This is a genomic window from Buchnera aphidicola (Mindarus abietinus) (assembly GCF_964059085.1).
Taxonomy (GTDB): domain Bacteria; phylum Pseudomonadota; class Gammaproteobacteria; order Enterobacterales; family Enterobacteriaceae; genus Buchnera_A; species Buchnera_A aphidicola_C.
Genome location: NZ_OZ060398.1, coordinates 237171 through 261413, shown reverse-complemented (window position 1 = coordinate 261413; position 24243 = coordinate 237171). Strand labels below are relative to the sequence as shown.

Below are 24243 nucleotides of genomic sequence, written 5' to 3'. Positions count from 1 at the left end.
TATTTAAAAAAAATTTTTATATAAAAAAATAAAAGATCTAATTACCTAATAATAACATTAGAATTAAAAAAAAATAAAAAAATGAAAAAAATACTAAACAAAATTTATGAAAAAAAAAATATAAGTGAAAAAGAAAGTTATTTTTTATTTAAAAATATTGTTAAAGGGAGATTAACGTCTGTACAGTTATCAACAATTTTAATCTCAATGAAAATTAGAGGAGAAACAGACTTAGAAATATTAGGAGCTGTACGAGCATTTTTAAAATATTCAAAACCTTTTCCAACTCCATCATGTGTTTTTGCAGATATAGTTGGTACTGGTGGAGATAAATTAAATAAAATTAATATTTCAACAATTAGTGCTTTTGTAGCAGCATATTGCGGTTTTAAAATTATAAAACATTGTAATTATAGTATTTCAAGTCAATCTGGATCTGCAGATTTTCTAAAATCATATGGAATTGATCCAAAAATGACAGTTAAGCAATCTTTATATTTATTTAAAAAAAATAATATTTGTTTTTTACTTGCATCAAAATATCATCCTGGTTTTCAATTTTCAAGATCAGTTCGGAAAGAATTAAAAACAAGTACTATTCTAAATATTATTGGTCCATTGCTAAATCCAGCTAGACCTAAATTAGCTATTATCGGTGTATACAGTAAAAAATTATTAATTCCTATTAGTAAAATATTAAAAACATTAAAATATAAACATGTAATTTTAGTACATAGCAATCAATGTGATGAAGTAACTCTATGTAATCCAACTGAAGTTATAGAACTATATAAAGAAAAAATTATATCTTATACTTTATATCCAAAAGATTTTGGAATGAACTCATATTCAATGGATATGTTAATGGGAGGTACAGTAAAAGAAAACTATGATATTATGAAATCTATTTTAAAAGGTAAAGGAAAACCTGCCTATAATGAAACAATATCAGCAAATGTAGGATTATTATTAAAGTTATTTGGTCATAAAAACCTAAAAGAAAATACTAATTTTGCATTAGAAAGTATTAAAAGTGGTAAAATTTATAAATTTATAAAAAATTTTTCAAAATAAAGGAAAGTTATGATTAATTCTATCTTAAAAAAAATAATATTAGATAAACTTAGTTGGATTGAAGATAGAAAAAAAAAACAACCAATAAAAGAATTTCAGAATTTCTTAAAAAAGTCTGAAAGAAATTTTTATTCTTCTTTAGAAAAGAATAAACTAAATTACATTTTAGAATGTAAAAAAAAATCTCCTTCTTTGGGAATTCTTAATGAAGAATTTAATATTATAAAAATTTCTAAAACATATAAAAAATATGCTTCTGCTATTTCTATATTGACTGAAGAAAAATATTTTTTAGGAAAATTTGAAGATATTAAAGCTGTACGAGATACAGTGCCTCAACCTATTTTATGTAAAGATTTTTTTATTGATCCATATCAAATATATTTAGCGAGATATTATGGTGCTGACGCAATTTTATTAATGTTATCTATATTAAACAGTAATCAGTATATTTTACTTTCAAACATAGCTCATAAATTAAATATGGGAATATTAACAGAAATAAATAATGAAAAAGAATTAGAAAAAGCTATAGCTTTAAAAGCTAGAGTAGTTGGAATTAATAATAGAAATTTGAACAATTTATCAATTGACTTAAATAAAACAAAGAAAATAGCTCCGTTAGTCCCTAAAAATATTAAAGTAATTAGTGAATCTGGAATTAGTAATTACTCTCAAATAAGAAAATTGAGTGGAATAGTAAATGGATTTTTAATTGGTACATCTCTAATGAAATCAAAAAATTTAGATTACGATATTAAAAGATTACTTTTAGGAAACAATAAAATTTGTGGATTAACAAATATAGAAGATGTTAAGAAAGCAAAAAAAGCTGGAGCTAATTATGGAGGATTAATTTTTTGTCCGTTTTCTAAAAGAAAAATATCCATTAAAATAGCAAAAATATTAACAAATTTAATTGAATTTAATTATGTTGGTGTATTTCAAAATTCTTCTATAAATTATATATTATCTATAATAAAAAAAATAAATTTAAAAGTTATTCAACTACACGGAAATGAAAATCAAGAATATATTTCTTTTTTAAAAAGTAAAATTCCAAGAAAAATTTCTATATGGAAAGCATATAGTATCAGAAAAAATATTCCTCCCTTAAATTTAAAAAATATAGAATTTTATTTGTTTGATAACTTAAATGGAGGCAGTGGTAAAACATTCGATTGGTCTATTATAAAAAATAAAATCTTTGATAAAGAAAAAATATTTTTAAGTGGAGGAATTAATAAAAAAAATTGTTTGTCTGCATCAAATTTAGGATTTTCTGGATTAGACTTCAATTCTGGTGTAGAAAAAAAAATTGGAATAAAAAGTAATGAAAAAATTAAATTAATATTTACAATGTTAAGAAATCATTCTTAATATATAAAAATAAGAAAAAGAAATAATGAAACTATTAAACCCCTACTTTGGAAAATTTGGAGGAATGTACGTTCCTCAAATTTTAGTCCCAGCTTTGTACGATTTAGAAAAAATTTTTTTAAATTGCAAAAAAGAAAAAAAGTTTAATAAAAAACTTTCCGAATTATTAAAAAATTATGCTGGTAGACCCACACCTTTAACATTATGCAAAAACTTAACTAAAAATACAAAAACTCGAATTTATCTTAAAAGAGAAGATTTGTTACATGGAGGAGCTCATAAAACAAATCAAGTATTAGCTCAGGGAATTTTATGTTTAAAAATGAAAAAAAAAGAAGTTATTGCAGAAACAGGGGCAGGGCAACATGGCGTAGCTGTATCTATGATTTGTTCTTTATTAGGATTAAAATGTAGAATTTATATGGGGAAAAAAGATATTGATCGACAAAAATTAAATGTATTTAGAATGAAATTAATGGGAGCTAAAGTTATTTCTGTAAATATCGGTTCTTCTAGTTTAAAAGATGCTTGCAATGAAGCATTGAGAGATTGGTCAGGAAGTTATGAATATTCTTATTATATGATTGGAACAGCTGCTGGACCTCATCCCTATCCTAGTATTGTAAAAGAATTTCAAAAAGTTATTGGGAAAGAAAGTAAAAAACAAATTTTAGAAAAAGAAAATCGTTTACCTGATGCTGTTATCGCTTGTATCGGAGGCGGTTCTAATGCTATAGGTATATTTTCAGATTTTATTAAAGAAAAAAATGTTCGTTTAATAGGCGTAGAAGCAGGTGGGGAAGGACTGCATACTAAAAAACACGGATCATCTTTAGCATTAGGAGAAATAGGTATATATTTTGGTATGAAATCTAAAATTTTACAAAATGAAGAAGGGCAAATTCAAAATTCTTCTTCTATTTCTGCAGGACTAGACTTTCCTTCCGTAGGGCCTGAACATGCTTGGTTACAAGATATAGGAAGAGCTGAATATGTTTCTATAAAAGATTCGGAAGCTTTAAATGCCTTTAATATTCTTTGCAAAACAGAAGGAATTATTCCTGCTTTAGAATCAGCTCATGCTTTATCTTATGCTATTAAATTAATGAAAGAAAATCCTGATAAGAAACAATTATTTATTGTAAATCTTTCAGGCCGCGGGGATAAAGACCTTAATACCGTTTATAATTCTTTATTAAAAGAAGGAAAAGAATATGTCAAGATATAAGAATATGTTCGATTATCAAAAAGAAATAAAAAATGAAGGTATGTTTGTTCCTTTTGTAACAATTGGAGATCCTTCTTTTGATATTTTTTTAAAAATAGTGGATGCTCTTATAAAAAAAGGAGCCAATGCTTTAGAACTTGGAATACCATTTTCTGATCCTATGGCAGATGGTCCAATTGTACAAAACGCAAATTTAAGAGCTTTTAAAGCAGGAATTAATATCCAATCTTGTTTTTCTTTATTATCAATAATTAGAAATAAATATCCTAATATTCCTATAGGAATATTAGCGTATGCTAATATTATTTTTAAATATAAAATATCAAATTTTTATGCTAAATGTAATGAAGTTGGAATAGACTCCATTTTGATTCCAGATGTTCCAATAGAAGAATCTCTTCCTTTTTATAAAGAATCATTAAAAAATAATGTATCTCAAATATTTATTTGTCCTCCTAATGCAAATAGTATTTTTTTAAATAAAATTTCTTTATATGCAAAAGGATATATATATGTTTTATCTAGGTCCGGAGTTACAGGAATTGATCAGAGATCTTGTTCTCTTAATAAAAATATGATAGATAGATTAAAAAGATATTCTTCAATTCCTTTATTACAGGGATTTGGAATTCATAAAATTAAAGAAATTAAAAATTCTATAAAAATGGGAATATCAGGAGTTATCTGTGGATCTATTTTAATTAAAATAATAGAAAAGTACCATAAAGAAGTAAAAAAAATGATTACAAAAATTAAGGAAAAAACAGAGTTTCTTAAACTATCTACTAAAAATATATATTTCTAAATAAAAAATTATTAAGATTTATAAATAAAATTTATAAGAAAGTTAAAAAAAGATATTTTTAGAAATTCAGTTTTATGTAAAGGACGATAATATATGTACATTACAAATAAAATATTATTCAATAACTCTAAAAAATTTTTTATAAAGCGTTTTTGGATTATATTTTTAATTTCTCTTTTTTCTGCTTTAATTGCAATGACTGCAAATTATTTTGTTGCTCCAGAATATAGAAAATTAAGCATTTTTTATGAATTAAATAAATATAATACTAATTACTTATTTACAAAAATTCAAACTATGCATTTTTCAGAACAAAAAATATTACTTAAGATACTATTTTCTAAAATTTTTTCTTATTTAATAAGTAATACTATTTTATTAATTGGAATAATAGGTATTCTTGAACTTTTTTTTTCAAATGAAAGTAATTTATGGAAAAAAAAATTTTATAAAATGATTACTTTTTTTCCAAACTTATTACTATTAGTTATCGTATTAACAATTATTATTCAATTTGGTTCTATGATATTTATTATTCCTGGTTTATTTATATCTAGTTTATTATCATTATCTCCTATAATTTTATTTTCCGAAGAAAAAAATGTAGTGTTTTCAATTAAAAAGAGTATCAATATAACTTTTAAAAATATGAGATTTATTTTTCCAAGTATAATTTTTTGGATACTTAGCAAAACTACAATTTTAATTATTAGTTTTATTACCAATAGTATAATTTCTTCATATTTAAATATTTTTTTATTATATTGGATTAATAATCTTTTATTATCTTTTTTAATTATATATTTATTTCATTTTTATATTTTTATTGTTAATGAAGATAGGAATTTTTTATAGTGATAAATTTGTTAGATATATTTTCCATGCTAATTTTTTATATAATATATATTAAATATAATATTTTTTTAGCTTCTATATTTTTACTTTTATCTTCAATTTTTTCATTATTAATACATATTAAAATTTATAAAAAAATAGACTTAGTGAATTTAATTAATTTTTTATTAATAATATTTATTGCATTAAATTCTATGATATATAAAAATTTTTTATTCATACAATGGAAAGTTACTGTATTAAATATAATTCTTTCAATTACTTTATTAATTAATCAATTTTTTATGAAAAAAACTTTTATAGAAAAAATTTTTGAAAAAAAAATAAATATTCCAAATGAAGAATGGAAAAAAATTAATTTTTTTTGGGCTCTTTTTTTTATTTTTTTAGGCACTTTTAATGCTTATATAATTTTAAACTTTTCTGAAATAACATGGATAAAATTTAAAATTTTCGGAATAGTTATATTAACTAGTATTGCTTTTTTATTAAATCTCTTTTATGTTTTTTACATAAAAAACAAAAAAAAATAATTTTTTAAATTGATAAGGAAAAAGTTTTAATATGGAAATAAAAAAAAATCAACCTACAGGAAAAATGGTTTTGCGAATAGTTCCCACTAATTCAAATACTAATTCAAATGGAGATATATTTGGAGGATGGATTATGTCACAAATGGATATTGCGGGGGCTATTCTTGCAAAAGAAATTTCTAAAGGGAAAGTTGTTACGGTTCAAGTTAATAATATAACTTTCTTAAAACCTATTTCTATAGGAGATATTGTTAGCTGTTATGCGGAAATTATAAAAATAGGGACAAGTTCTATTTCTATTAATATAGAAATATGGATCAAAAAAATTTCTTCTACACCTATAGGAAAAAAATATATTGTTGCAATATCAAATTTTATATACGTAGCTATTGATGATACTGGTAAACCTCGTACTATTTTAATTTAAAAAATATTAAAATAGAAATCATAAAAGAAAAAAAAAATTCTATATATATAAAGTTAAAAATATAAATTTTTTTTTATTTCATGTATGTTTTTATAAAAAATAAAATATTTTTATGTTTTAAATAACATACATGAATATAATAATAGAATTATTAAAAATAAAAAATTTTTATAAAAATTCATTTTTTTTTCTAAATAAATAATATTTAAAGAAATTTAATAATTTATTTCGAATCATAAAATAATTTCTTAATCTAATATTGAGATTATCCAAATGAAAAATAAATTTAAAAAATTTAATAATATACGTATTTTGCGCTCTCAAACTAAAAAATTTTCGTTAAAAATTTTAGAACAGATATTAAAAAAAATTAAAATTATCGTTAATGAAAAAAGAAAAAAAGAAATAAAATTACAAGAAAAAATAAGAGAAAAAAATAAAAAACTCAATCATTATCGAAAAATGTTATTGGCTGATGGAATTAGCCCTAATGAATTATTCCCAAATAAAAATTCTAAAAAGGATATTAATCAAAACAATAAAATTATTAATCCTGCTAAATATAAATATTTTAATAAAAAAGGGGAAATTAAAACTTGGACTGGAAAGGGAAGAACACCTGGTATTATAAAAACTGCTATTTTAAATAAAGAAAAAAAATTAAAAGATTTTCTTTTATAAAAAATTTTTAGAATTTAATTTTTAATTTATTAAATATTATCTATTTAATAATGAATTAAATTAAAAGAACTTTTTTTAAATATTATATTCTTAATATTTTTAATTAAAATTAATTAACTTTTTTAAAAAAAATTTGAATAAAAATATTTTTTTTAATAGACTTATTTAGTATTTTTTAAATATTAATTTTGTAAAAAAAATCTTTTAAAAATCATATATAAAGTTTAAAATTAATTAAAAAAAAAAAAAAATAATTAAATTTAAATTTAAGTTTAATTATTTAAAATTTTAAAAATAAAAGAATATACAAATCAAAACTTTATATCATTAAAATTATAAAAATAGAATATTTTTGACAGGATTTAAAAAAAGAAATAATTAATTCTATAAAAAATTTTAATTTTATTTTTTTTAAATACATTAGAAATAAATTGCAAGTATAACAATTTTTTTTATTAATAAAGTTATTTTAAATAATGTCCCATTTTTTTTTCTTTAGTCATTAAATAATTAAAATTATTAGAATTTTTTCCTGCAATAATTGATATTCTTTCAGTAACTTCTAAACCTGATTCTTTTAAAATTTTTACTTTCAATGGATTATTAGTTAATAACTTAATTTTTTTTATATTTAATATATTAAATATATCTATACAAATAGAAAAATCTCTTTCATCCGCAGAAAATCCTAATTTTTGATTTGCTTCTACAGTGTCTAAGCCTCTATCTTGTAAAGAATAAGCTTTAATTTTATTTAATAATCCAATATTTCTGCCCTCTTGTCGATGATAAATTAAAATACCTTGATTTTCAATAGAAATTAATTCTAAAGCTTTTTTTAATTGAAAGCCACAATCACATCTTAAGCTAAAAAAAGCATCTCCTGTTAAACATTCAGAATGTATTCTTGATAAGATAGGAATATCTTTTTCTATATCTCCATAAATTAATGCTATATGATTTTTATAACTATTTTTTTCTTCAAATCCTATAATTAAAAAATTTCCCCATGGAGTTGGTAAATTAGCTTCTGATATTTTTTTAACTCGCATAATAAAAAAATCCTGTTTTTTTAATATATAAAATAAATAACTAATATAATTAAATCCCATCTATATTTAATTTAAATATATTAATTTTTTTAAAATATATATTGATGTTTATATTCGAAATAAAAATCTCAAAAAAATATTTGAGTTAATTAATAATTTCTTACAACAATTACAAAGTTTAAATTAAACTAGTTTATAATTTTTTTTTAAAGTAAATAAATTTATATAAATTTTATTTTTTTATTATTAATAAATAATTAATTAAAAATTAATAAATAGTTTTTTTTATAAAAAAATACTTTATTTTAATTTTTTTAAGCAATATTTTTATACTTTATATAAGTAAACTTTACTAGTTTATATAGCTCGAATAATTAAGTCAATTAGCAGCTGGGAGCTTAGCTGCTTATTAATTTAATAACTTTTTATTAAAAAAAGTATTTTCTAATAAAAAATTCTTTATATTTCTAACATAATTAGAGATATACGAAATATTTCTAAAAATCAATCCTGAAATATTATTTCAAAAATAAAAAAAATTAATTAAAAATTCTTGATCTGATCTTTTGCATGATAAGAAGAACGAACAAATGGACCGCAAAAAGCATTAGTAAATCCCATAGAAAGTGCTTCTTTTTGAAAATCTTTAAATTCTTGAGGAGTTATATAACGTTTTACAGTTAAATGAAATTTACTAGGTTGTAAATATTGCCCTATTGTGATCATATTTACTCCGTTATTTCTTAAATCTTTCATTACTTGAATAACTTCTTTTTCCGTTTCTCCTAAACCCAACATTAATCCGGATTTAGTGGGAATATTTGGATTTCTAATTTTAAAAATATTTAATAAATTTAGAGAAGAAAAATAATTTGCTCCTGGTCGTATTTCAGAATATAAACGAGGAACATTTTCTAAATTATGATTAAATATATCTGGAAGTTCTAATTCTAATATATCCAATGCTATTTGGACTTTTTTTCTAAAATCAGGTACTAAAATTTCTATTTTTATATTCTTTTTTTTTCTAATTTCTTTGATACATTTTAAAAAATGTTTAGCTCCTCCATCACGTAAATCATCTCTAGCAACAGATGTAATAACCACGTAATTTATATTCATACTATGAATAGTTAAAGCTAAATTTTTAGGTTCATCTTTATCAATAGGCATAGGCCTACCGTTTAGTATAGCACAAAAGGGGCATTTTCTTGTGCAAATTTTTCCAAGAATCATAAATGTCGCTGTCCCATTATTAAAACATTCTCTTAAATTAGGACATTTAGCTTCTTCACAAACAGAGTTTAATTTTTTTTTTCTTAATCTATTAATCATTGTATCAATTTTTTCTGAATTCGTTGGAACTTTAATTTTTATCCAATTAGGTTTTTTTAACATAATTTATAAGAAAAAATTCTTTAAAAAATAACAAAAATTCCATTTTTTATATAAATAAAATCCTGAAAAAAATTATTTTTTTATTTTATTAGTTAACTAATAATAATAGCATAAAAGAAATAAATTTTAAGTGATAAAAAATTATTATTAATATTTTCCAAATTCTTTTAAAATTTGTTTTTTTAAAATGTTTTCTATATTTTTTAATTTTTTTGAAGACGCAAATTCAGAAAGATTTACCATTTTTATGGAATTATTTCCACAGGGAATAATATTTTGAAAAGGAATTAAATCCATATTTATATTTATCGAAAAACCATGCAAAGAATAACCATTTTTTATTTTTAATCCTAATGAACATATTTTCTTATTTTTTATATAAACTCCTGGCATTTCTTTTTTGATTTTTCCTATAACATTAATTTTCTTTAAAGTATTTAAAACAATTGTTTGTAATATTTCAATTAATTTTCGAACATGTATTTTTCTTCTCTTTAAATCAATTAAAAAATACACTAATTTTTGTCCAGGACCATGATAAGTAATTTGTCCACCTCTATCACTATTTTCTATAGGAATGTTAGTAACTTTAATAATATTTTTTTTATTCTTAATCTGACCTTGAGTATAAACAGGATAATGTTCAACGAACCAAACTTCATCTAAAGTCGTACTTTTTCGAAGAAAGTTAAATTCATTCATGGCATTAAAAACGATTTTCCAATTTTTTAATCCTAAACTGCGAATAATAATTTTTTTTTTATACACATCAAATTCCTGATTAACGTTAAAAAAATAAAAATTATTTAATGAAATTAAAACTTGATTGTTAAAAGTTATTTATTAAATAAATAATGAATATCGAATATTCATTATTTTTATTTTTAATTCGAAAAAAATTAATTTTTTTATAAAAAATTTATAAAAGTAAAAATATTCTAGATATTTAAAATGGATTTAATTCCAGTAGTTATAAATTCAATTCCTATAGAAAATAATAATAATCCCATTATTTTAGTCATAATATTAATTCCATTTTTTCCAAGAAAATCTACTATTAAAGGAGAAATTCTAAATAATGTCCAACAAAAAAATGAAAAGATTAATATCATTACACTGCAAATTGTTAAGTTTTGTAAACTAGGATGTTGACTACTCCAAACAATAGTAGAGCTTATAGCACCCGGGCCCGCTATTAAAGGCATTGCTAATGGTACTACACTAACATCATCTGATACAGCAGAGTCACATGTTATAGATTTTTTATTTTTATCTGCTTTTTTTACAATTTTTCCAGTTAACATAGAAAAAGCAATGGCAATTACTAGTATACCTCCAGCAATTCGAAAGGAATTAATTGAAATACCAAAAATATTTAAGATAGTTTGTCCTAAAAATAAAGAAATACTTAAAATAATACTGACGGATATATTAGCAATTAAGTTAGTTCGATTTCTTTCTTTAATTGTTTGTTTGCTTGTTATACTAGAAAAAATAGGAATTAATCCTATTGGATTGACTAATGCAAATAAACTAAAAAAAAATTCTATATAAATAAAAAAATCACCGAATAATATATTCATATTTTATCTCCATATTTTTGAATTAAAAATTTAAATAAAATATAATACTATTAGTCATTTTAGAAGAAATAATTAATGCATAAAAAATTAAATTTCTAATTTAAAATTAACAAATTTAAATTAATTAAAAATAAAAAATTTTCTAATAAAATTTAAAAAATAATAATATATTATATTTTTATATTGGACAAGCTATTATATTTTTTTTATCGATTTGAATATCAACAATAGTTACTGATAAAATATCAGATATTCTATAAAATATATGTGTTAAAACTTCTATAATTCCATATTCTTTATTGCATACTACTTCATTTTTTTTAGAATGTAAAAAAAATAAAGGAATAAATACATAAGCACCATTTTCAATAATTCTTGCCTTAATTCCATTTTTATAAATATCTATAATTTCTGCAGAATAAATTTTATCTTTTTCATCAATTTTTTTTAAAAAATTTACATATAGCCAATTTTGTATTTCTTTTTCAGCCATTTTATTTTTTCTACGTTGTTCATTTATTTTAATTAAAATAGATTTTTTTGGTTTTTTTACTGTTTCTTCTTTAATAATAGATTTTATTAATCGATGATTTAAAATATCTCCATATTTTCTGATTGGAGAAGTCCATGTTGCATATGCTTCTAATCCTAAAGCTAAATGTGGCTTAGGAAGTATACTTATTTTTCCAAAAGCTTGAAATTTTCGAATTCTTGCTTCAAGATAATTATCTGATAATTTGTTTATAATAAGATAAAGTTTTTTGAATCCTTTTAAAGTATTAATTTTTTTACTATCAAAAAAAATTCCATATTTTTTTAAAAATTTAACTGTAAATTTAGTATTTTTTAAATCAAATCCAACATGAGTATTATATATTCCAAATCCTAATTTTTTAGATAATATATTAGCAGCACATATATTAGCCGCGATCATTGCTTCCTCTACTATTCTATTTCCAATTTTTCGAGGTTCTATATAAATATTAATAATTTCTCCTATATTATTAACTTGAAATCGATATTCTAACCTTTCTTTAAAAACTAAATTATTTTTTTTTCTCCAATTTAAACGAAGTAAAGAAAATTTTTTCAATAAAATCAACTTTTTTGCTATAGAATCGCTACTTGGTTTCCAAGAACCTATATTATTTAACCAATTAGAAACATTTAAATATGTTAATTGTTTTTTGGATTTTATCCAAGCTGTAAAAAATTTAGTTTTTTTTTCTAAAATGTTTCCATCTTGAGAAATTATAATTTCGCAAACTAATGCTGGTCTTTTTTTATTCGGACATAAAGAACATAAATTTTCTGATAATAATCTCGGTAACATAGGAATATTAAATCCTGGTAAGTAACTAGTAAATGCGCGTTTTTCAGCTGATTTGTCTAATTTACTTCCAGCTAATATATAAGAAGTTGGATCTGCAATAGCAACGATTAATTTAATTTTATTACTTTCTTCTTTTTGAATGAATAAAGCATCATCAATATCTTTAGTATTATCATTATCAATAGTAATAAATTCTAAATTTGTTAAATCTTTCCGATTTAATTCATCTGAAATAAATTCTATATCTTCCTTAATATCTATAGAAGGTTCTTTTTTTTTTAAATTATATTTTGAAAGTATCACACTCCATAAATAAAAAGGATTATTTGAATTTACAATAAATTCTAATAACTCAGCAAAAAATACCTTATAACCATTTAATTTATGTTGTATTAATTTAGCAATTACCCAGTCTCCCTCTTTAAACATTTTTGACATATTATTTTTTTTATTACAAAAAATTGTTCTTTTTATTAATAAATTTTCTGGAATTATATAAAATATATTTTTCTTTTTTTTTATTCTTCCAATAAATTTTTTTAGACTAGGTGCTAATAATTTTCTTATAAATACAATTTCTTTATTATTTTTAAAAATAATTTCAGCTTTTACCTTATCTCCGTGCATTACTTTTTTCATTTCTTTAGGGGATAAGAAATAAAATTTATGAGAGTTAGTTTCTAAAAAACCAAATTCTTTTTTAGTGCTTTTAACTGTTCCTTCTATTTCAACTGTTGATATTTTTTTTTCTAATTTTTTCTTTAACTTTATTAATAATGGATTGTTATAAAACATAATATTAAAACCTAATTGATAAAATACGTTTAAAATTTTTATAAAAAAATTATTTTTTTAATTTTTAGTAATTTTTTTTTATTTTTTATTTTTTTAAAAAATAATACTTTTTACATTTATTACTTAAAAATAAAATTGATAATATGTTAAATAAATTTAAAATTATTCGGGTAGAAGTAAAAATATTAACTCATGACAGAAACATTAAATCCTCCATCAACATAAATAACTTGTCCAGTAATACCTATAGATAATTCAGAACACAAAAAAACAACAGAATTCCCTATATTTAAAATACTAATAGGTTTTTTAATAAAACTATTTTTAATAGAATTATTCATAATTTTTTTAAAACCTTTAATACCATATGAAGAAACAGTTTTAATAGGACCTGAAGAAACTGCATTAACTCGAATATTTTTTTTTCCAAGAGAAGAAGCTATATAACGAACATTTGATTCAAGAGAAGCCTTAGCTAAACCCATAACATTATAATTTGGAATAACTTTAGTGGAACCAATATAAGAAATAGTTACTAAGGAAGAGGAGTCATTTAACATATTTTTAGATTCTTTTGCTAATGCGGAAAAACTATATGAACTAATTTCATGAGAAAGTATAAATTCTTTTCTAGTTAGTACATCTAAAAAATCTCCATCCAATTGTTTTTTAGAAACATAGGCTATCGAATGAACAATTCCATCAAATTTTTTCCAAATTTTTTTTAAATTTAAAAAAAAATTTTTAATGCTATTATCTTTTTTAACATTACAAAAAAAAACAATATCTGAATTTAAAAATTTAGCTAATTCTATAACTTTTTTTTTATTTTTTTCAGAATAATAACTGAATGCTAATTCAGCTCCATATTCATGAATTTTTTTTGCTATTCCATATGCAATTGAAAACTTATTTAAAACTCCAGTAATTAGTATTTTTTTTCCTAAAAGTATTTTTTTTTGATAATTTTTCATATTAGTTTAATTTTATCTATTATTTTTTTTTAAAAAATATAAATTTTCTTAACTTATTATGTGTTTTAAAAGTTAATTAATAATTAAGTAAATTTATGTATTAGTAAAATAAAAATTTTATATTTAAATATATTCTTATATATTATTAATTTTTTCTTAATGTACAATTTTAATTAAAAATTAATATTTTCTAAAAATATAAATTAAAAAAGAAGGTTTAAACCTTCTTTCTTTGAAATAAATATTTTTAAATATCAAATTAATCAATTTTATTTTTATTATTTTAATTCCTTATCAATTTAAGATAAAAAATAAATTTTTTATAAGTTATGTTTTCGCTTAATTTTTTATTATATATTAAAAAATAATTTTTAATTAAAGTGCGTTTATTTTAAAAAAAATAAAAATTAAATTTTGTTTAAATTTAATTGACAATGAATTATTTTTTATAAAATTCGATTAGTCAGTTCAACTGATAATCCTATGTAATTACTAGGTGTTAATCTTTTTAATCTTTCTTTCTCTTCTTTTGGAATAGATAAATTATCGATAAATTTAGAAATATTTTCTGAATTAATTTTATTTTTTTTAATTTCTTCTTTTAACTTTTCATAGGAATCTTTAATAGAAAAACGCCTCATGACTGTTTGTATTGCTTCTGTAAGTATTTCCCAATGATTATTTAGATCTTTTTTTATCTTTTTTTTATTAATCGAAATTTTTTTTATTCCTTTTTGTATAGAAGAATACGCTATTACTGAATATCCTAACCCTACACCTAAATTTCTTAATATAGTAGAATCACTTAAATCTCTTTGCCAACGAGAAATAGGCAATTTTTCTCCAATAAAATTTATAATAGCATTAGATAATCCTAAATTTCCTTCAGCATTTTCAAAATTTATAGGATTTATTTTATGTGGCATTATAGAAGAACCTATTTCTTTTATTAATTTTTTTTGAGAAAAATACCCAATTGAAATATATCCCCAAACATCTTTAGAAAAATTGATAAGTATTAAATTAAATATAGCTATGCAATTAAATAATTCGGCAATGTAATCATGAGGTTCTATTTGCGTTGTATACGGATTCCATTTAATTCCAAGCTCAGTTACAAATTCTCTGCTTATTTTACACCAATCAACATTTGGATAAGCAATTAAATTAGCATTATAATTTCCTACTGTTCCATTTATTTTTCCTAAAATTTCTACTGTTTTTATTTTTTTTAATTGTCTAGATAAACGAAAAATAAAATTTGCTATTTCCTTACCCATTGTAGTTGGAGTTGCAGGCTGCCCATGAGTACGAGAAAGCATTGGAATATTTTTATACAAAAAAGAAAGTTCTTTAAGTAAAGAAATAATTTTTTTCCAAGAAGGTAATAAAGAAACTTTAATAAATTTTTTTAACATTAAAGCATATGCAAGATTATTAATATCTTCTGATGTACAAGAAAAATGAATGAATTCTGAAATAAAATTTAAATTTTTTATTTTTAGTATTTTTCTTTTTAAAAAATATTCAATTGCTTTTGTATCATGATTAGTTTCTTTTTCAATTTCTTTGATTTGAAAAGCATCTTTTTTATCAAATTTTTTATAAATTTCATTCAACTTTTTAATTGTAATTTTATCAAATAAAGGCAATTCTTTTATTTCTGTAATAGTGGATAACTTTTTTAACCAACTAATTTCTACTTTAATTTTAAATTTAAAAAAAGCATATTCGCTAAATATTTTTTGTAAAAGAAAAGTTTCTTTAAAATATCTTCCATCTATAGGAGAAACGGCCATTAGATTACTTAATTTCATTAAAGGAATTCCTATGTTTTACTTAATTCATCTAAAAATATAGTTTTAATTATTTAAAACTCTAGAAAAAAATTTTAAATTTTATAAGTTTTTTTTTAAGTAAAAATATTTAATCTAATTAAAAAATATTTTTATATTTTATAAATAAAATTTAATTAAAGATAATATTCAACGTTTCTTATATATTAATTTTTTTTAAAGCAATTCTTTTTTTGATAATGCCTCCCCCTAAACAAATACTTTTTAAATAGAAAACAGCTGACTGTCCAGGGGTCACTGAAGAAACAGGTTTTTTAAACCTGACTTTAATTAAATCTTGACTAACTTTGTTTATTACACATTTAATATCTTTTTGTTGATATCTAGTTTTAACTGTACATTCGAAAGAATCACAAACTAAATAATCATTTATCCATGATAAGTTGGTAACTAAACATCCTTTAGACATTAAATATATGTTATTAATTCCTTGTTCTACAATTAGGGAATTAGTATCAATATGTTTTTCAACCACATACCAAGGCTTAGAAGAAAAATTTTTTTTTCCTCCAATTTTTAATCCCTTACGCTGTCCTATCGTATAATTTACTAATCCAGAATGTTTCCCTAATAATTTTTTTTTAACAGAAATAATATTTCCTTCTTTAACCTCTAAATATTTTTTTAAAAATAATTTAAAATTTTTTGGATTTATAAAACAAATTCCGGTAGAATCTTTTTTTTCTGCTACTACTAAATCTAATTTTTTAGCAATTTTTCTAACTTCTTTTTTACAAAAATTCCCCAAAGGAAACAAAGTTTTTTTTAAAGCATAATTAGTAATAGAATATAAAAAATAACTTTGATCTTTTTTTAAATCTCTTCCCTTTAATAAATAAATTTTTTTTAAAATTTCTTTTTTTCGTACATAATGACCTGTTGCTATAAAGTCTGCGTTTAATACTTTTATTGAAAAATTTAAAAAGAATCTAAATTTTATTTCTTTATTACATAAAATATCAGGATTTGGTGTTCGACCAAATTTATGTTCTGATAAAAAATTCTTAAAAACATAATTCCAATATTCTAAAGAAAAATTTATAGTATGTAAGTATATGTTTAATTGTTTACATACTTTTTTTGCATCTTTTAAATCTTTTTTAGATCCACAATATTCAGAATTATCATCTTCTTCCCAGTTTTTCATAAATAATCCTTCTACCTGATAATTTTTCCTTTTTAATAACCAAGCAGATACTGAAGAATCCACTCCTCCTGACATTGCAACAATAACTTTAGGATTTTTTATTTTTTTTTTAATCATTATCATATTTTAATGTTCAATAGTTTATATCAATTTTATAGTTCTGTTAAATAAAATAAGGTGTTTTTTATCTTTGATGATATTATCATTAATTAAATAATGCAAATGACATTTTTGTATCATTTAATATGTTTAAAATAAAACATATAAAAAATACAATTATTTTTTTTATAATGGTAAATTAATTTAAAAATGAAATATTTAAGAAATTTTTCTATTATTGCACATATTGATCATGGAAAATCAACAATTTCTGATCGGTTAATTCAAATATGTGGAGGATTATCTAATCGGGAAATGTCTAATCAAGTTCTTGACTCTATGGAATTGGAACGAGAAAGAGGAATTACTATTAAAGCTCGAAGTGTAAGTATTAACTATTTATCTAAAAAAAAGCAAAATTTTAAATTTAATTTTATTGATACTCCCGGACATGTTAATTTTTCTTATGAAGTATCTAGATCATTGTCAGCATGTGAAGGGGCTTTATTGGTAATAGATGCAAGTCAAGGAATAGAAGCACAAACTGTTGCTAATTGTTATACAGCTATTGAACAAAAACTGAAAGTTATTCCTGTTATTAACAAAATTGATTTACCTACTGCCGATCCTAAAAAAATTAGAAAAGACATAGAAGAAATAATTGGCATTTCGTCTAAACAAGCAGTTGAATGTTCTGCAAAAACAGGATTTGGAATTATTGATATATTAGAAAAAATAATTACTGATATTCCAGCTCCCACTGGAAAAATTGAAAAACCTTTACAAGCTTTAATAATTGATTCTTGGTTTGATAAATATTTAGGAATAGTTTCTCTTGTTTGTATAAAAAATGGATCTTTAAAAAAAGGAGAAAAAATACAAATTATGAGTACTAAAAGAAAATATTTTATAGAAGAAATTGGAATTTTTACACCTAAACAAATAAAAAAAGATATTTTAAATTGTGGAGAAGTTGGTTGGATTATTTGTGGAATTAAAAATATTTTAGGAGCTCCGGTCGGAGCAACTATAACATCTTCAATACGACCAGCTATTAATCAACTACCCGGATTTAAAAAAGTTAAACCTCAAATTTATGCTGGATTATTTCCAATTTCTTCAGAACAATATACTTTGTTTCGAGATGCTTTAGGAAAATTAAGTTTGAATGATTCTTCTTTATTTTATGAACCTGAAAATTCAATTGCTCTTGGATTTGGATTTAGATGTGGATTTTTAGGTTTGCTTCATATGGAAATTATACAAGCTAGATTAGAACGAGAATATCAATTGAATTTAATTTCAACAGCTCCAACGGTTGTTTATGAAATAGAAGATGAAAATGAAAAATTAATATATATTGATACTCCTGCTAGAATTTCCGCATTAAAAAATATTAAATCTTTTAGAGAGCCTATTGCAGAATGTTATATTCTATCTCCCATTCAATATTTAGGAAATATTATAAAATTATGTAATTTAAAGAGAGGTATTCAAACAAAAATTTTTTTTTATGAAAAACAAGTATCTTTAACTTATGAAATACCAATGTCAGAAATTATCTTAAATTTTTTTGATGAACTTAAATCTATTTCAAGTGGCTATGCTTCATTAGAATATGATTTTAAAAAATTTAAAAAATCTAATATGGTTTGTTTAGATATATTAGTGAATGCTCAAAAAATAGATGCTTTTTCAATTATTATTCATGAAAGCCAAGTTTTAGAGAGAGGTAAAGAAATAATCAAAAAAATGAAACATTTTATACCTCGTCACCAGTTTGATATAGCTTTACAAGCTAAGGTAAAAAACCGAATTATTGCTCGCTCCACAATAAAACAATTAAGAAAAAATGTTTTATCTAAATGTTACGGAGGAGATATTAGTCGTAAAAAAAAATTACTTCAAAAACAAAAAAAAGGAAAAAAAAGAATGAAAAAAATTGGTAATGTAAATTTGCCTCAAGAAGCTTTTTTCTCAGTACTAAACACCTGTAAAAAATAATTTTTAAAGGATTTTATATGCGAAATGAAATAATATTTTTTATTTTTTTTTTATTAACTTTAATCTCTGGAATATTTAGATTATTAAAAAAATGTTTTCTTAAAAAAAAAATATCTAATTATATATTTTTATATAAAAAAAAATATTTTTCCAAATTTATAAAAAATATAAGTAAATTACTAATAGAAAAATCAATGTTTATAACATTTTTTATTATTTCTTTTATTTTTTTTATTAGATCATTTTTCTTTGAACCTTTTCAAATTCCATCAAGTTCCATGGTACCAACGTTATTTCCTGGAGATTTTATTTTAGTTAAAAAATTTGAATATGGAATAAAAATTCCATTTCTAAAAAACATTTTTATAAAAAAAAATTTTCCTAAAAGAGGAGAAATTATAGTTTTTGAATATCCTAAAAATCCTAAATTAAATTTCGTAAAAAGAATTATCGGTTTACCTGGAGAAACAGTATTCTATAATTTTTTTAAAAAAAAAATAATAATTAAAGAAAAATGTAGTATAAAAAAAAAATGTAAAAAAAATATTTATATCTATTCAAAAAAAATTGTAAATGAATGTATTTTTTTAAATAAAATTGCTAAATCAGTTAATAAAAAAAGCGTTCATTTATCTTTTAATACTTATGAAGAAAAATTAGATACTATAAATCATAAAATATGTTTATTAAAACAAAAGATAAAAAAAAATCCTAATCAATCCAATGAAATTATTTTTCAATGGAAAATACCTGAAAACTCTTATTTTGTTTTAGGAGATAATAGAGACAATAGTTTAGATAGTAGATTTTGGGGATTTGTTCCAAAAAAAAATATTTTAGGAAAAGCCACAATAATTTGGATGAGTTTAAAAAAAAAGGAAAATGAATGGCCTACTGGTATTCAAATTAATCGAATAGGAAAAATTTATTAAAAAAATAAATATTAAATACTGTTATTGTTTATTTCTGTTATATATGTCACTCAATTACCAAACATTTGGAATTGCTATAAAATGACAAATTTTATAATAAATAAACTGCAAAAAATATTAGGTTATAAATTTAAAAATAAAGAACTACTAATTCAAGCATTAACTCATCGAAGTGCTAGTAGTCAACATAATGAAAGATTAGAATTTTTAGGAGATTCTATCTTAAGCTTTATTATTGCAAATGCTTTATATAAATATTTTCCTCATATTAATGAAGGTGATATGAGTAGGATAAGAGCCTCTTTAGTTTGTGGTCATACATTGGCTACAATTGCTTATGAATTTGATTTAGGAGAATACTTACAATTAGGACAAGGAGAACTTAAAAGTGGAGGTTTTAGACGAGAATCCATTCTTGCAAATACTATTGAAGCTTTAATAGGAGCTATCTTTTTAGATAGTAATATTTATAAAATAGAAATACTGATTCTTGATTGGTATAAACATAGATTAAAAAAAATAAATCCTATTAATACAAAAAAAGATCCTAAAACAAGATTACAAGAATATTTACAAGCTAAACATTTACCTTTACCTTCTTATTTAATTGTTAAAGTATATGGAGAAGCACATAATCAACTCTTTACAATTCATTGTGAAATTTCAGGAATTAATGAAAATTTAATAGGAGTAGGATCCAGTCGAAGAAGAGCTGAACAAGATGCTGCTCAACATGCTTTAATAAAATTAGGATTAACGTGAAAAATAAACAAACTTATTTTGGTAAATTAATAATTGTTGGAAAATCCAATACAGGAAAATCTACATTATTAAATAAATTAATGAATAAAAAAATTTCTATTACATCATTTAGAAAAAATAGTACTCGAAGTTGTATAACAGGAATAAAAACAGAAAAAAAACATCAATTTGTTTATTTAGATACTCCTGGAATGATCGATAATCCAAAAAAAAGAGAAATTATTAAACGAATTATTAAAAAAGAAAAAAAATGTGCATGTATATTATACATGACTAAATATTTATGCTGGGACAGCATTGATACTTTTTTTCTAAAAAATATTAAAAAATATGATATACCTATAATTTTATTAATTAATCAAATTGATAAAGTTAAAAAAAAAGAAAATCTTTTACCCTATATAAAAAACATAAAAAATAAATTTAATTTTTCAGAAATTATTCCTATTTCAGCTAAGACAGGAGAAAATATAAATACTTTATCATTTTTTATTAAAAAAAAATTATTTTTATCATCACACTTATTTCCTAAAGAATATATCACTCATTCTTCTACTATTTTTATAGTAACAGAAATAATACGAAAACAAACGTTATTCTTTTTAAAAAAAGAATTGCCTTATAATACAAAAATTATGGTTCAATCATTTAAAATTATTAATAATAATTATTATATTCAAGCTGTTATAAAAACAAATTACGAAAAACACAAAAAAATTTTTATTGGAAAAAATGGAAATATGATAAAAAAATTAAGTTTATCTTCTAGAAAAAATATAGAGTTGAACTTTAGAAAAAAAATTCATCTTTTTCTTAAAATTATGTAAGTAATAAAAATATTTTTTAAATTCAAATAAACATTCAAAAAAAATTAAAGGTTAATATTTTAATATGTGTATTTTTGGAATAGGAATAGATATTGTTGAAATTAAAAGAATTCAGAAAATAGTATTTCGTTTGGGTGACAAACTTCCTCTTAGAATTCTATCCAAAATAGAATGGAAGAATTTTTTAATTCATAAAAATAAAGTTTTTTTTTTAGCTAAATGTTTTGTAATAAAAGAAGCTGCTTCTAAAGCATTAGGTATTGGAATTCAAAAAAAAATATCTTTTAAAAATTTTCAAATAGAAAATGATAGTTTTGGAAAACCGAAATTAAGTCTTCTTAAAGAAGCAAAAAAATTAGCTATTTTTTTTAAAATTAAAAGAATTCATGTAAGTTATACAGATGAAAGAATGTATGCCTCTGCAGTGGTAATAATGGAAAAGTAATCTTTTTTATTTTTTTCTTTTTTTAGAAAAAAAATTTTTTAAAATAATTGCACATTTATTTTGTAAATTTATATTTTTAATTTGAATAAATTTTTTTTTATAGGAATAAATATATTTCAAATCAATTTCTTTCTTGTTTTTTGTTCCAAACACTAATCGATTTACTCTGCTGTGTATAATGGCTCCCAAACACATTATACATGGTTCTAAAGTAACATATAAGGTAGTATTTAATAATCTATAATTTTTTATCTTTTTAGAACCTAATCTTAAAGCAACAATTTCTGCATGAGCAGTAGGATCATTTTTATTTATAGAAGAATTATATCCTTTTCCGATTATTTTATTATTTAATACTAATATTGCCCCAACAGGTACTTCTTCTTTTTTTTTACTTAAATGAGCTAATTTTAAACTGTATTGAATCCAATATTCATCTGTTTTTTTCATGTTCAATTTTTATTTCTTTTTAAAAAATATATTAATTTTAATTATTCAATTATCTTAATGTTCTTTTAATTAATTTTGATTGCTCTATTTTCCAACTTTTTTTCTTTTCTATATTTCTTTTATCATATTTTTTTCTTCCTTTAGAAAGACCAATTTTTATTTTGCACCAATTTTTTTTCCAAAATATAGATAATGGAATTATCGTGTATTTTTGATTTTTAACTTCATTAAATAATAAATTTATTTCTTTTTTTGTTAACAACAATTTTCTTTCTCTTAAAGGATCTATTTTTTCGTAATTATTTTTTATTTGTTTAAATTCAATTTTTACTGAATTTAAATATGCTTCTTGAGAGCGTAAAAGAACATATCCATTGCTAATGTCTATCCTTCTTTCCCGAATTGATTTAACTTCCCAACCTTGCAATACAATTCCTGCTGTAAATGTATTAATAATAGAAAAATTATAATAAGCTTTATTATTAATAATAACATTTTTATCTTTTTTTGACATATGAAATATTCCAGTTAAGATTAATTAATCAATTATTATAATTTTAATTAATTAAAAAAAATGTTTGTAAAAAAAATAAATGTTACTTTAGTTTATGCATTTCCAGAAATTCAATATTTATTAAAAATAAAAGTTTTTAAAAATTCGACTGTAAAAGATGTAGTTATGAAATCTAATATTTTAAAAATATTTCATAATATTAATCTATCTAAAAACAAAATTGGTATTTATGGAAAGATTGTATCTTTAAATGATTATATTAAAGAAGGAGATAGAATTGAAATATATCGAAACCTTTTTTTTACTCCTCAAGAATTAAGAATAAGAAATTTAAATAAAAAAATATAAAAATTTCTTTCAGAGGTAGTAGTTTTTCTAAAACCTCTGTTAAATTAGCAGATTTTTAAATATAGATATATCTTTTATTCAGCAACTATAACCATAGCAGGACGTAATAATCGGTTATTTAACCTATATCCTTTTTGCATAACTAGAATAACATAATTTGATTTAATGTATTTTGATTTTTGAACCGATATTGCCTGATGAATTTCAGGATTAAATAAAATATTTTTTTCTTTAATTACTTCTATATTAAAGGAATTTAATATATTTAAAATTAAATCTATTAATTTTTTTAATTTTCTAGATATTAAAATTACAGATTTTTCATTATTTTTAATGATTGATTCTAATGCTCTTTCCAAATTATCTATTATAGGAAGTAACTGTTTTATAAATTTTTCTAAATAAAATTTATGATTTTTTTCTATTTCTTTTCTAAATAAAAACTTAGTCGTTTCTAATTTTTTTTCTAAAAAAATTTTGTTTTTTATTAAATTATTTTCAGATTTTAATATTTTATCTTTTAATTCTTTTATTTCTGGATCATTAATTTCTTTAAAAAAATTTATTTCTTTTAATTTATTTTCTTTATCTATAGTAGATTCAAGATCATTAATTTTATTTTCTTTATCTATAGTAGATTCAAGATCATTAATTTTATTTTCTTTATCTATAGTAGATTCAAGATCATTAATTTTATTTTCTTTATCTATAGTAGATTCAAGATCATTAATTTTATTTTCT

The 24243-nt window shown here is 21.0% G+C and carries 24 protein-coding genes and 1 pseudogene; 14 read left to right on the top strand and 11 right to left on the bottom strand.

Going from position 1 to position 24243, the window contains the following annotated elements; translation table 11 throughout:
• Positions 1-81: 81 nt before the first annotated feature.
• The 8 genes from trpD to AB4W62_RS01160 all read left to right on the top strand — a co-directional run bounded on the left by trpD (position 82) and on the right by AB4W62_RS01160 (position 6983).
• Positions 82-1074: an anthranilate phosphoribosyltransferase gene (gene trpD / locus AB4W62_RS01195; protein WP_367680122.1), complete on the top strand. Its 993-nt coding sequence runs from the start codon at positions 82-84 to the stop codon at positions 1072-1074.
• Positions 1075-1083: 9 nt separating this feature from the next.
• A complete protein-coding gene (gene trpCF / locus AB4W62_RS01190; RefSeq protein WP_367680121.1) occupies positions 1084-2454 on the top strand; it encodes a bifunctional indole-3-glycerol-phosphate synthase TrpC/phosphoribosylanthranilate isomerase TrpF in 1371 nt (456 codons plus the stop codon).
• Between the two features lie 22 nt (positions 2455-2476).
• On the top strand, positions 2477-3682 hold the full coding sequence (gene trpB, locus AB4W62_RS01185) for a tryptophan synthase subunit beta (RefSeq protein WP_367680135.1): 1206 nt from the start codon (positions 2477-2479) through the stop codon (positions 3680-3682).
• Entirely contained in the window at positions 3669-4487 is an 819-nt protein-coding gene (gene trpA, locus AB4W62_RS01180; RefSeq protein WP_367680120.1) for a tryptophan synthase subunit alpha, read from the top strand. The genes trpB and trpA overlap by 14 nt, the downstream gene beginning before the upstream one ends.
• Before the next feature lie 93 nt (positions 4488-4580).
• Positions 4581-5342 carry a YciC family protein gene (locus AB4W62_RS01175; protein ID WP_367680119.1) on the top strand — a complete coding sequence of 254 codons (762 nt, stop codon included), beginning with the start codon at positions 4581-4583 and terminating at the stop codon, positions 5340-5342.
• Positions 5342-5875, top strand: coding sequence for a septation protein IspZ (locus tag AB4W62_RS01170; protein WP_367680118.1), 534 nt, complete (start codon positions 5342-5344; stop codon positions 5873-5875). The genes AB4W62_RS01175 and AB4W62_RS01170 overlap by 1 nt, the downstream gene beginning before the upstream one ends.
• 31 nt (positions 5876-5906) lie before the next feature.
• The gene (gene yciA / locus AB4W62_RS01165; protein WP_367680117.1) at positions 5907-6302 is read left to right on the top strand and encodes an acyl-CoA thioester hydrolase YciA; all 396 of its coding nucleotides are present in this window, start codon (positions 5907-5909) and stop codon (positions 6300-6302) included.
• 273 nt (positions 6303-6575) lie between these two features.
• Complete coding sequence (locus AB4W62_RS01160) at positions 6576-6983, top strand: H-NS family nucleoid-associated regulatory protein (protein WP_367680116.1); 408 nt, start codon at positions 6576-6578, stop codon at positions 6981-6983.
• 464 nt (positions 6984-7447) lie between these two features.
• On the opposite strand, the gene ribA is transcribed toward AB4W62_RS01160, so the two are convergent.
• From ribA to mnmA, 8 genes and pseudogenes are all read right to left on the bottom strand, one after another.
• The gene (ribA, locus tag AB4W62_RS01155; protein ID WP_367680115.1) at positions 7448-8035 is read right to left on the bottom strand and encodes a GTP cyclohydrolase II; all 588 of its coding nucleotides are present in this window, start codon (positions 8033-8035) and stop codon (positions 7448-7450) included.
• Between the two features lie 543 nt (positions 8036-8578).
• Positions 8579-9433: pseudogene (gene lipA, locus AB4W62_RS01150) on the bottom strand (lipoyl synthase); the annotation flags it as partial.
• A gap of 147 nt (positions 9434-9580) precedes the next feature.
• On the bottom strand, positions 9581-10201 hold the full coding sequence (gene lipB / locus AB4W62_RS01145) for a lipoyl(octanoyl) transferase LipB (protein WP_367680114.1): 621 nt from the start codon (positions 10199-10201) through the stop codon (positions 9581-9583).
• 170 nt (positions 10202-10371) lie between these two features.
• The gene (locus tag AB4W62_RS01140) at positions 10372-11016 is read right to left on the bottom strand and encodes a YchE family NAAT transporter (RefSeq protein WP_367680113.1); all 645 of its coding nucleotides are present in this window, start codon (positions 11014-11016) and stop codon (positions 10372-10374) included.
• A 178-nt stretch (positions 11017-11194) separates the two neighbouring features.
• On the bottom strand, positions 11195-13144 hold the full coding sequence (locus AB4W62_RS01135; RefSeq protein ID WP_367680112.1) for an exoribonuclease II: 1950 nt from the start codon (positions 13142-13144) through the stop codon (positions 11195-11197).
• Between the two features lie 185 nt (positions 13145-13329).
• Complete coding sequence (locus AB4W62_RS01130; protein WP_367680111.1) at positions 13330-14118, bottom strand: enoyl-ACP reductase; 789 nt, start codon at positions 14116-14118, stop codon at positions 13330-13332.
• A gap of 446 nt (positions 14119-14564) precedes the next feature.
• Entirely contained in the window at positions 14565-15935 is a 1371-nt protein-coding gene (gene purB, locus AB4W62_RS01125; RefSeq protein WP_367680110.1) for an adenylosuccinate lyase, read from the bottom strand.
• 178 nt (positions 15936-16113) lie between these two features.
• Entirely contained in the window at positions 16114-17238 is a 1125-nt protein-coding gene (mnmA, locus tag AB4W62_RS01120; RefSeq protein ID WP_367680109.1) for a tRNA 2-thiouridine(34) synthase MnmA, read from the bottom strand.
• A gap of 192 nt (positions 17239-17430) precedes the next feature.
• Between mnmA and lepA the strand changes: the two genes are divergently transcribed.
• The 5 genes from lepA to acpS all read left to right on the top strand — a co-directional run bounded on the left by lepA (position 17431) and on the right by acpS (position 22190).
• Entirely contained in the window at positions 17431-19224 is a 1794-nt protein-coding gene (gene lepA / locus AB4W62_RS01115; protein WP_367680108.1) for a translation elongation factor 4, read from the top strand.
• A gap of 17 nt (positions 19225-19241) precedes the next feature.
• On the top strand, positions 19242-20156 hold the full coding sequence (gene lepB, locus AB4W62_RS01110; RefSeq protein ID WP_367680107.1) for a signal peptidase I: 915 nt from the start codon (positions 19242-19244) through the stop codon (positions 20154-20156).
• A gap of 81 nt (positions 20157-20237) precedes the next feature.
• A complete protein-coding gene (gene rnc / locus AB4W62_RS01105; protein ID WP_367680106.1) occupies positions 20238-20918 on the top strand; it encodes a ribonuclease III in 681 nt (226 codons plus the stop codon).
• On the top strand, positions 20915-21745 hold the full coding sequence (era, locus tag AB4W62_RS01100; RefSeq protein ID WP_367680105.1) for a GTPase Era: 831 nt from the start codon (positions 20915-20917) through the stop codon (positions 21743-21745). Before rnc ends, era begins: the two co-directional genes overlap by 4 nt.
• 64 nt (positions 21746-21809) lie before the next feature.
• Positions 21810-22190, top strand: a complete 381-nt coding sequence (acpS, locus tag AB4W62_RS01095) for a holo-ACP synthase (protein WP_367680104.1) — start codon at positions 21810-21812, stop codon at positions 22188-22190.
• A gap of 6 nt (positions 22191-22196) precedes the next feature.
• Here the strand turns inward: acpS and tadA are convergent, their stop codons facing one another.
• Complete coding sequence (tadA, locus tag AB4W62_RS01090; RefSeq protein WP_367680103.1) at positions 22197-22640, bottom strand: tRNA adenosine(34) deaminase TadA; 444 nt, start codon at positions 22638-22640, stop codon at positions 22197-22199.
• 49 nt (positions 22641-22689) lie between these two features.
• Entirely contained in the window at positions 22690-23154 is a 465-nt protein-coding gene (gene smpB, locus AB4W62_RS01085; RefSeq protein WP_367680102.1) for an SsrA-binding protein SmpB, read from the bottom strand.
• A gap of 60 nt (positions 23155-23214) precedes the next feature.
• On the opposite strand from smpB, the gene AB4W62_RS01080 reads away from it, so the two are divergent.
• Entirely contained in the window at positions 23215-23502 is a 288-nt protein-coding gene (locus AB4W62_RS01080; RefSeq protein ID WP_367680101.1) for an RnfH family protein, read from the top strand.
• Between the two features lie 74 nt (positions 23503-23576).
• On the opposite strand, the gene grpE is transcribed toward AB4W62_RS01080, so the two are convergent.
• Positions 23577-24243 (bottom strand): nucleotide exchange factor GrpE (gene grpE / locus AB4W62_RS01075; RefSeq protein WP_367680100.1); only part of this gene is annotated, 667 nt, incomplete at its 5' end.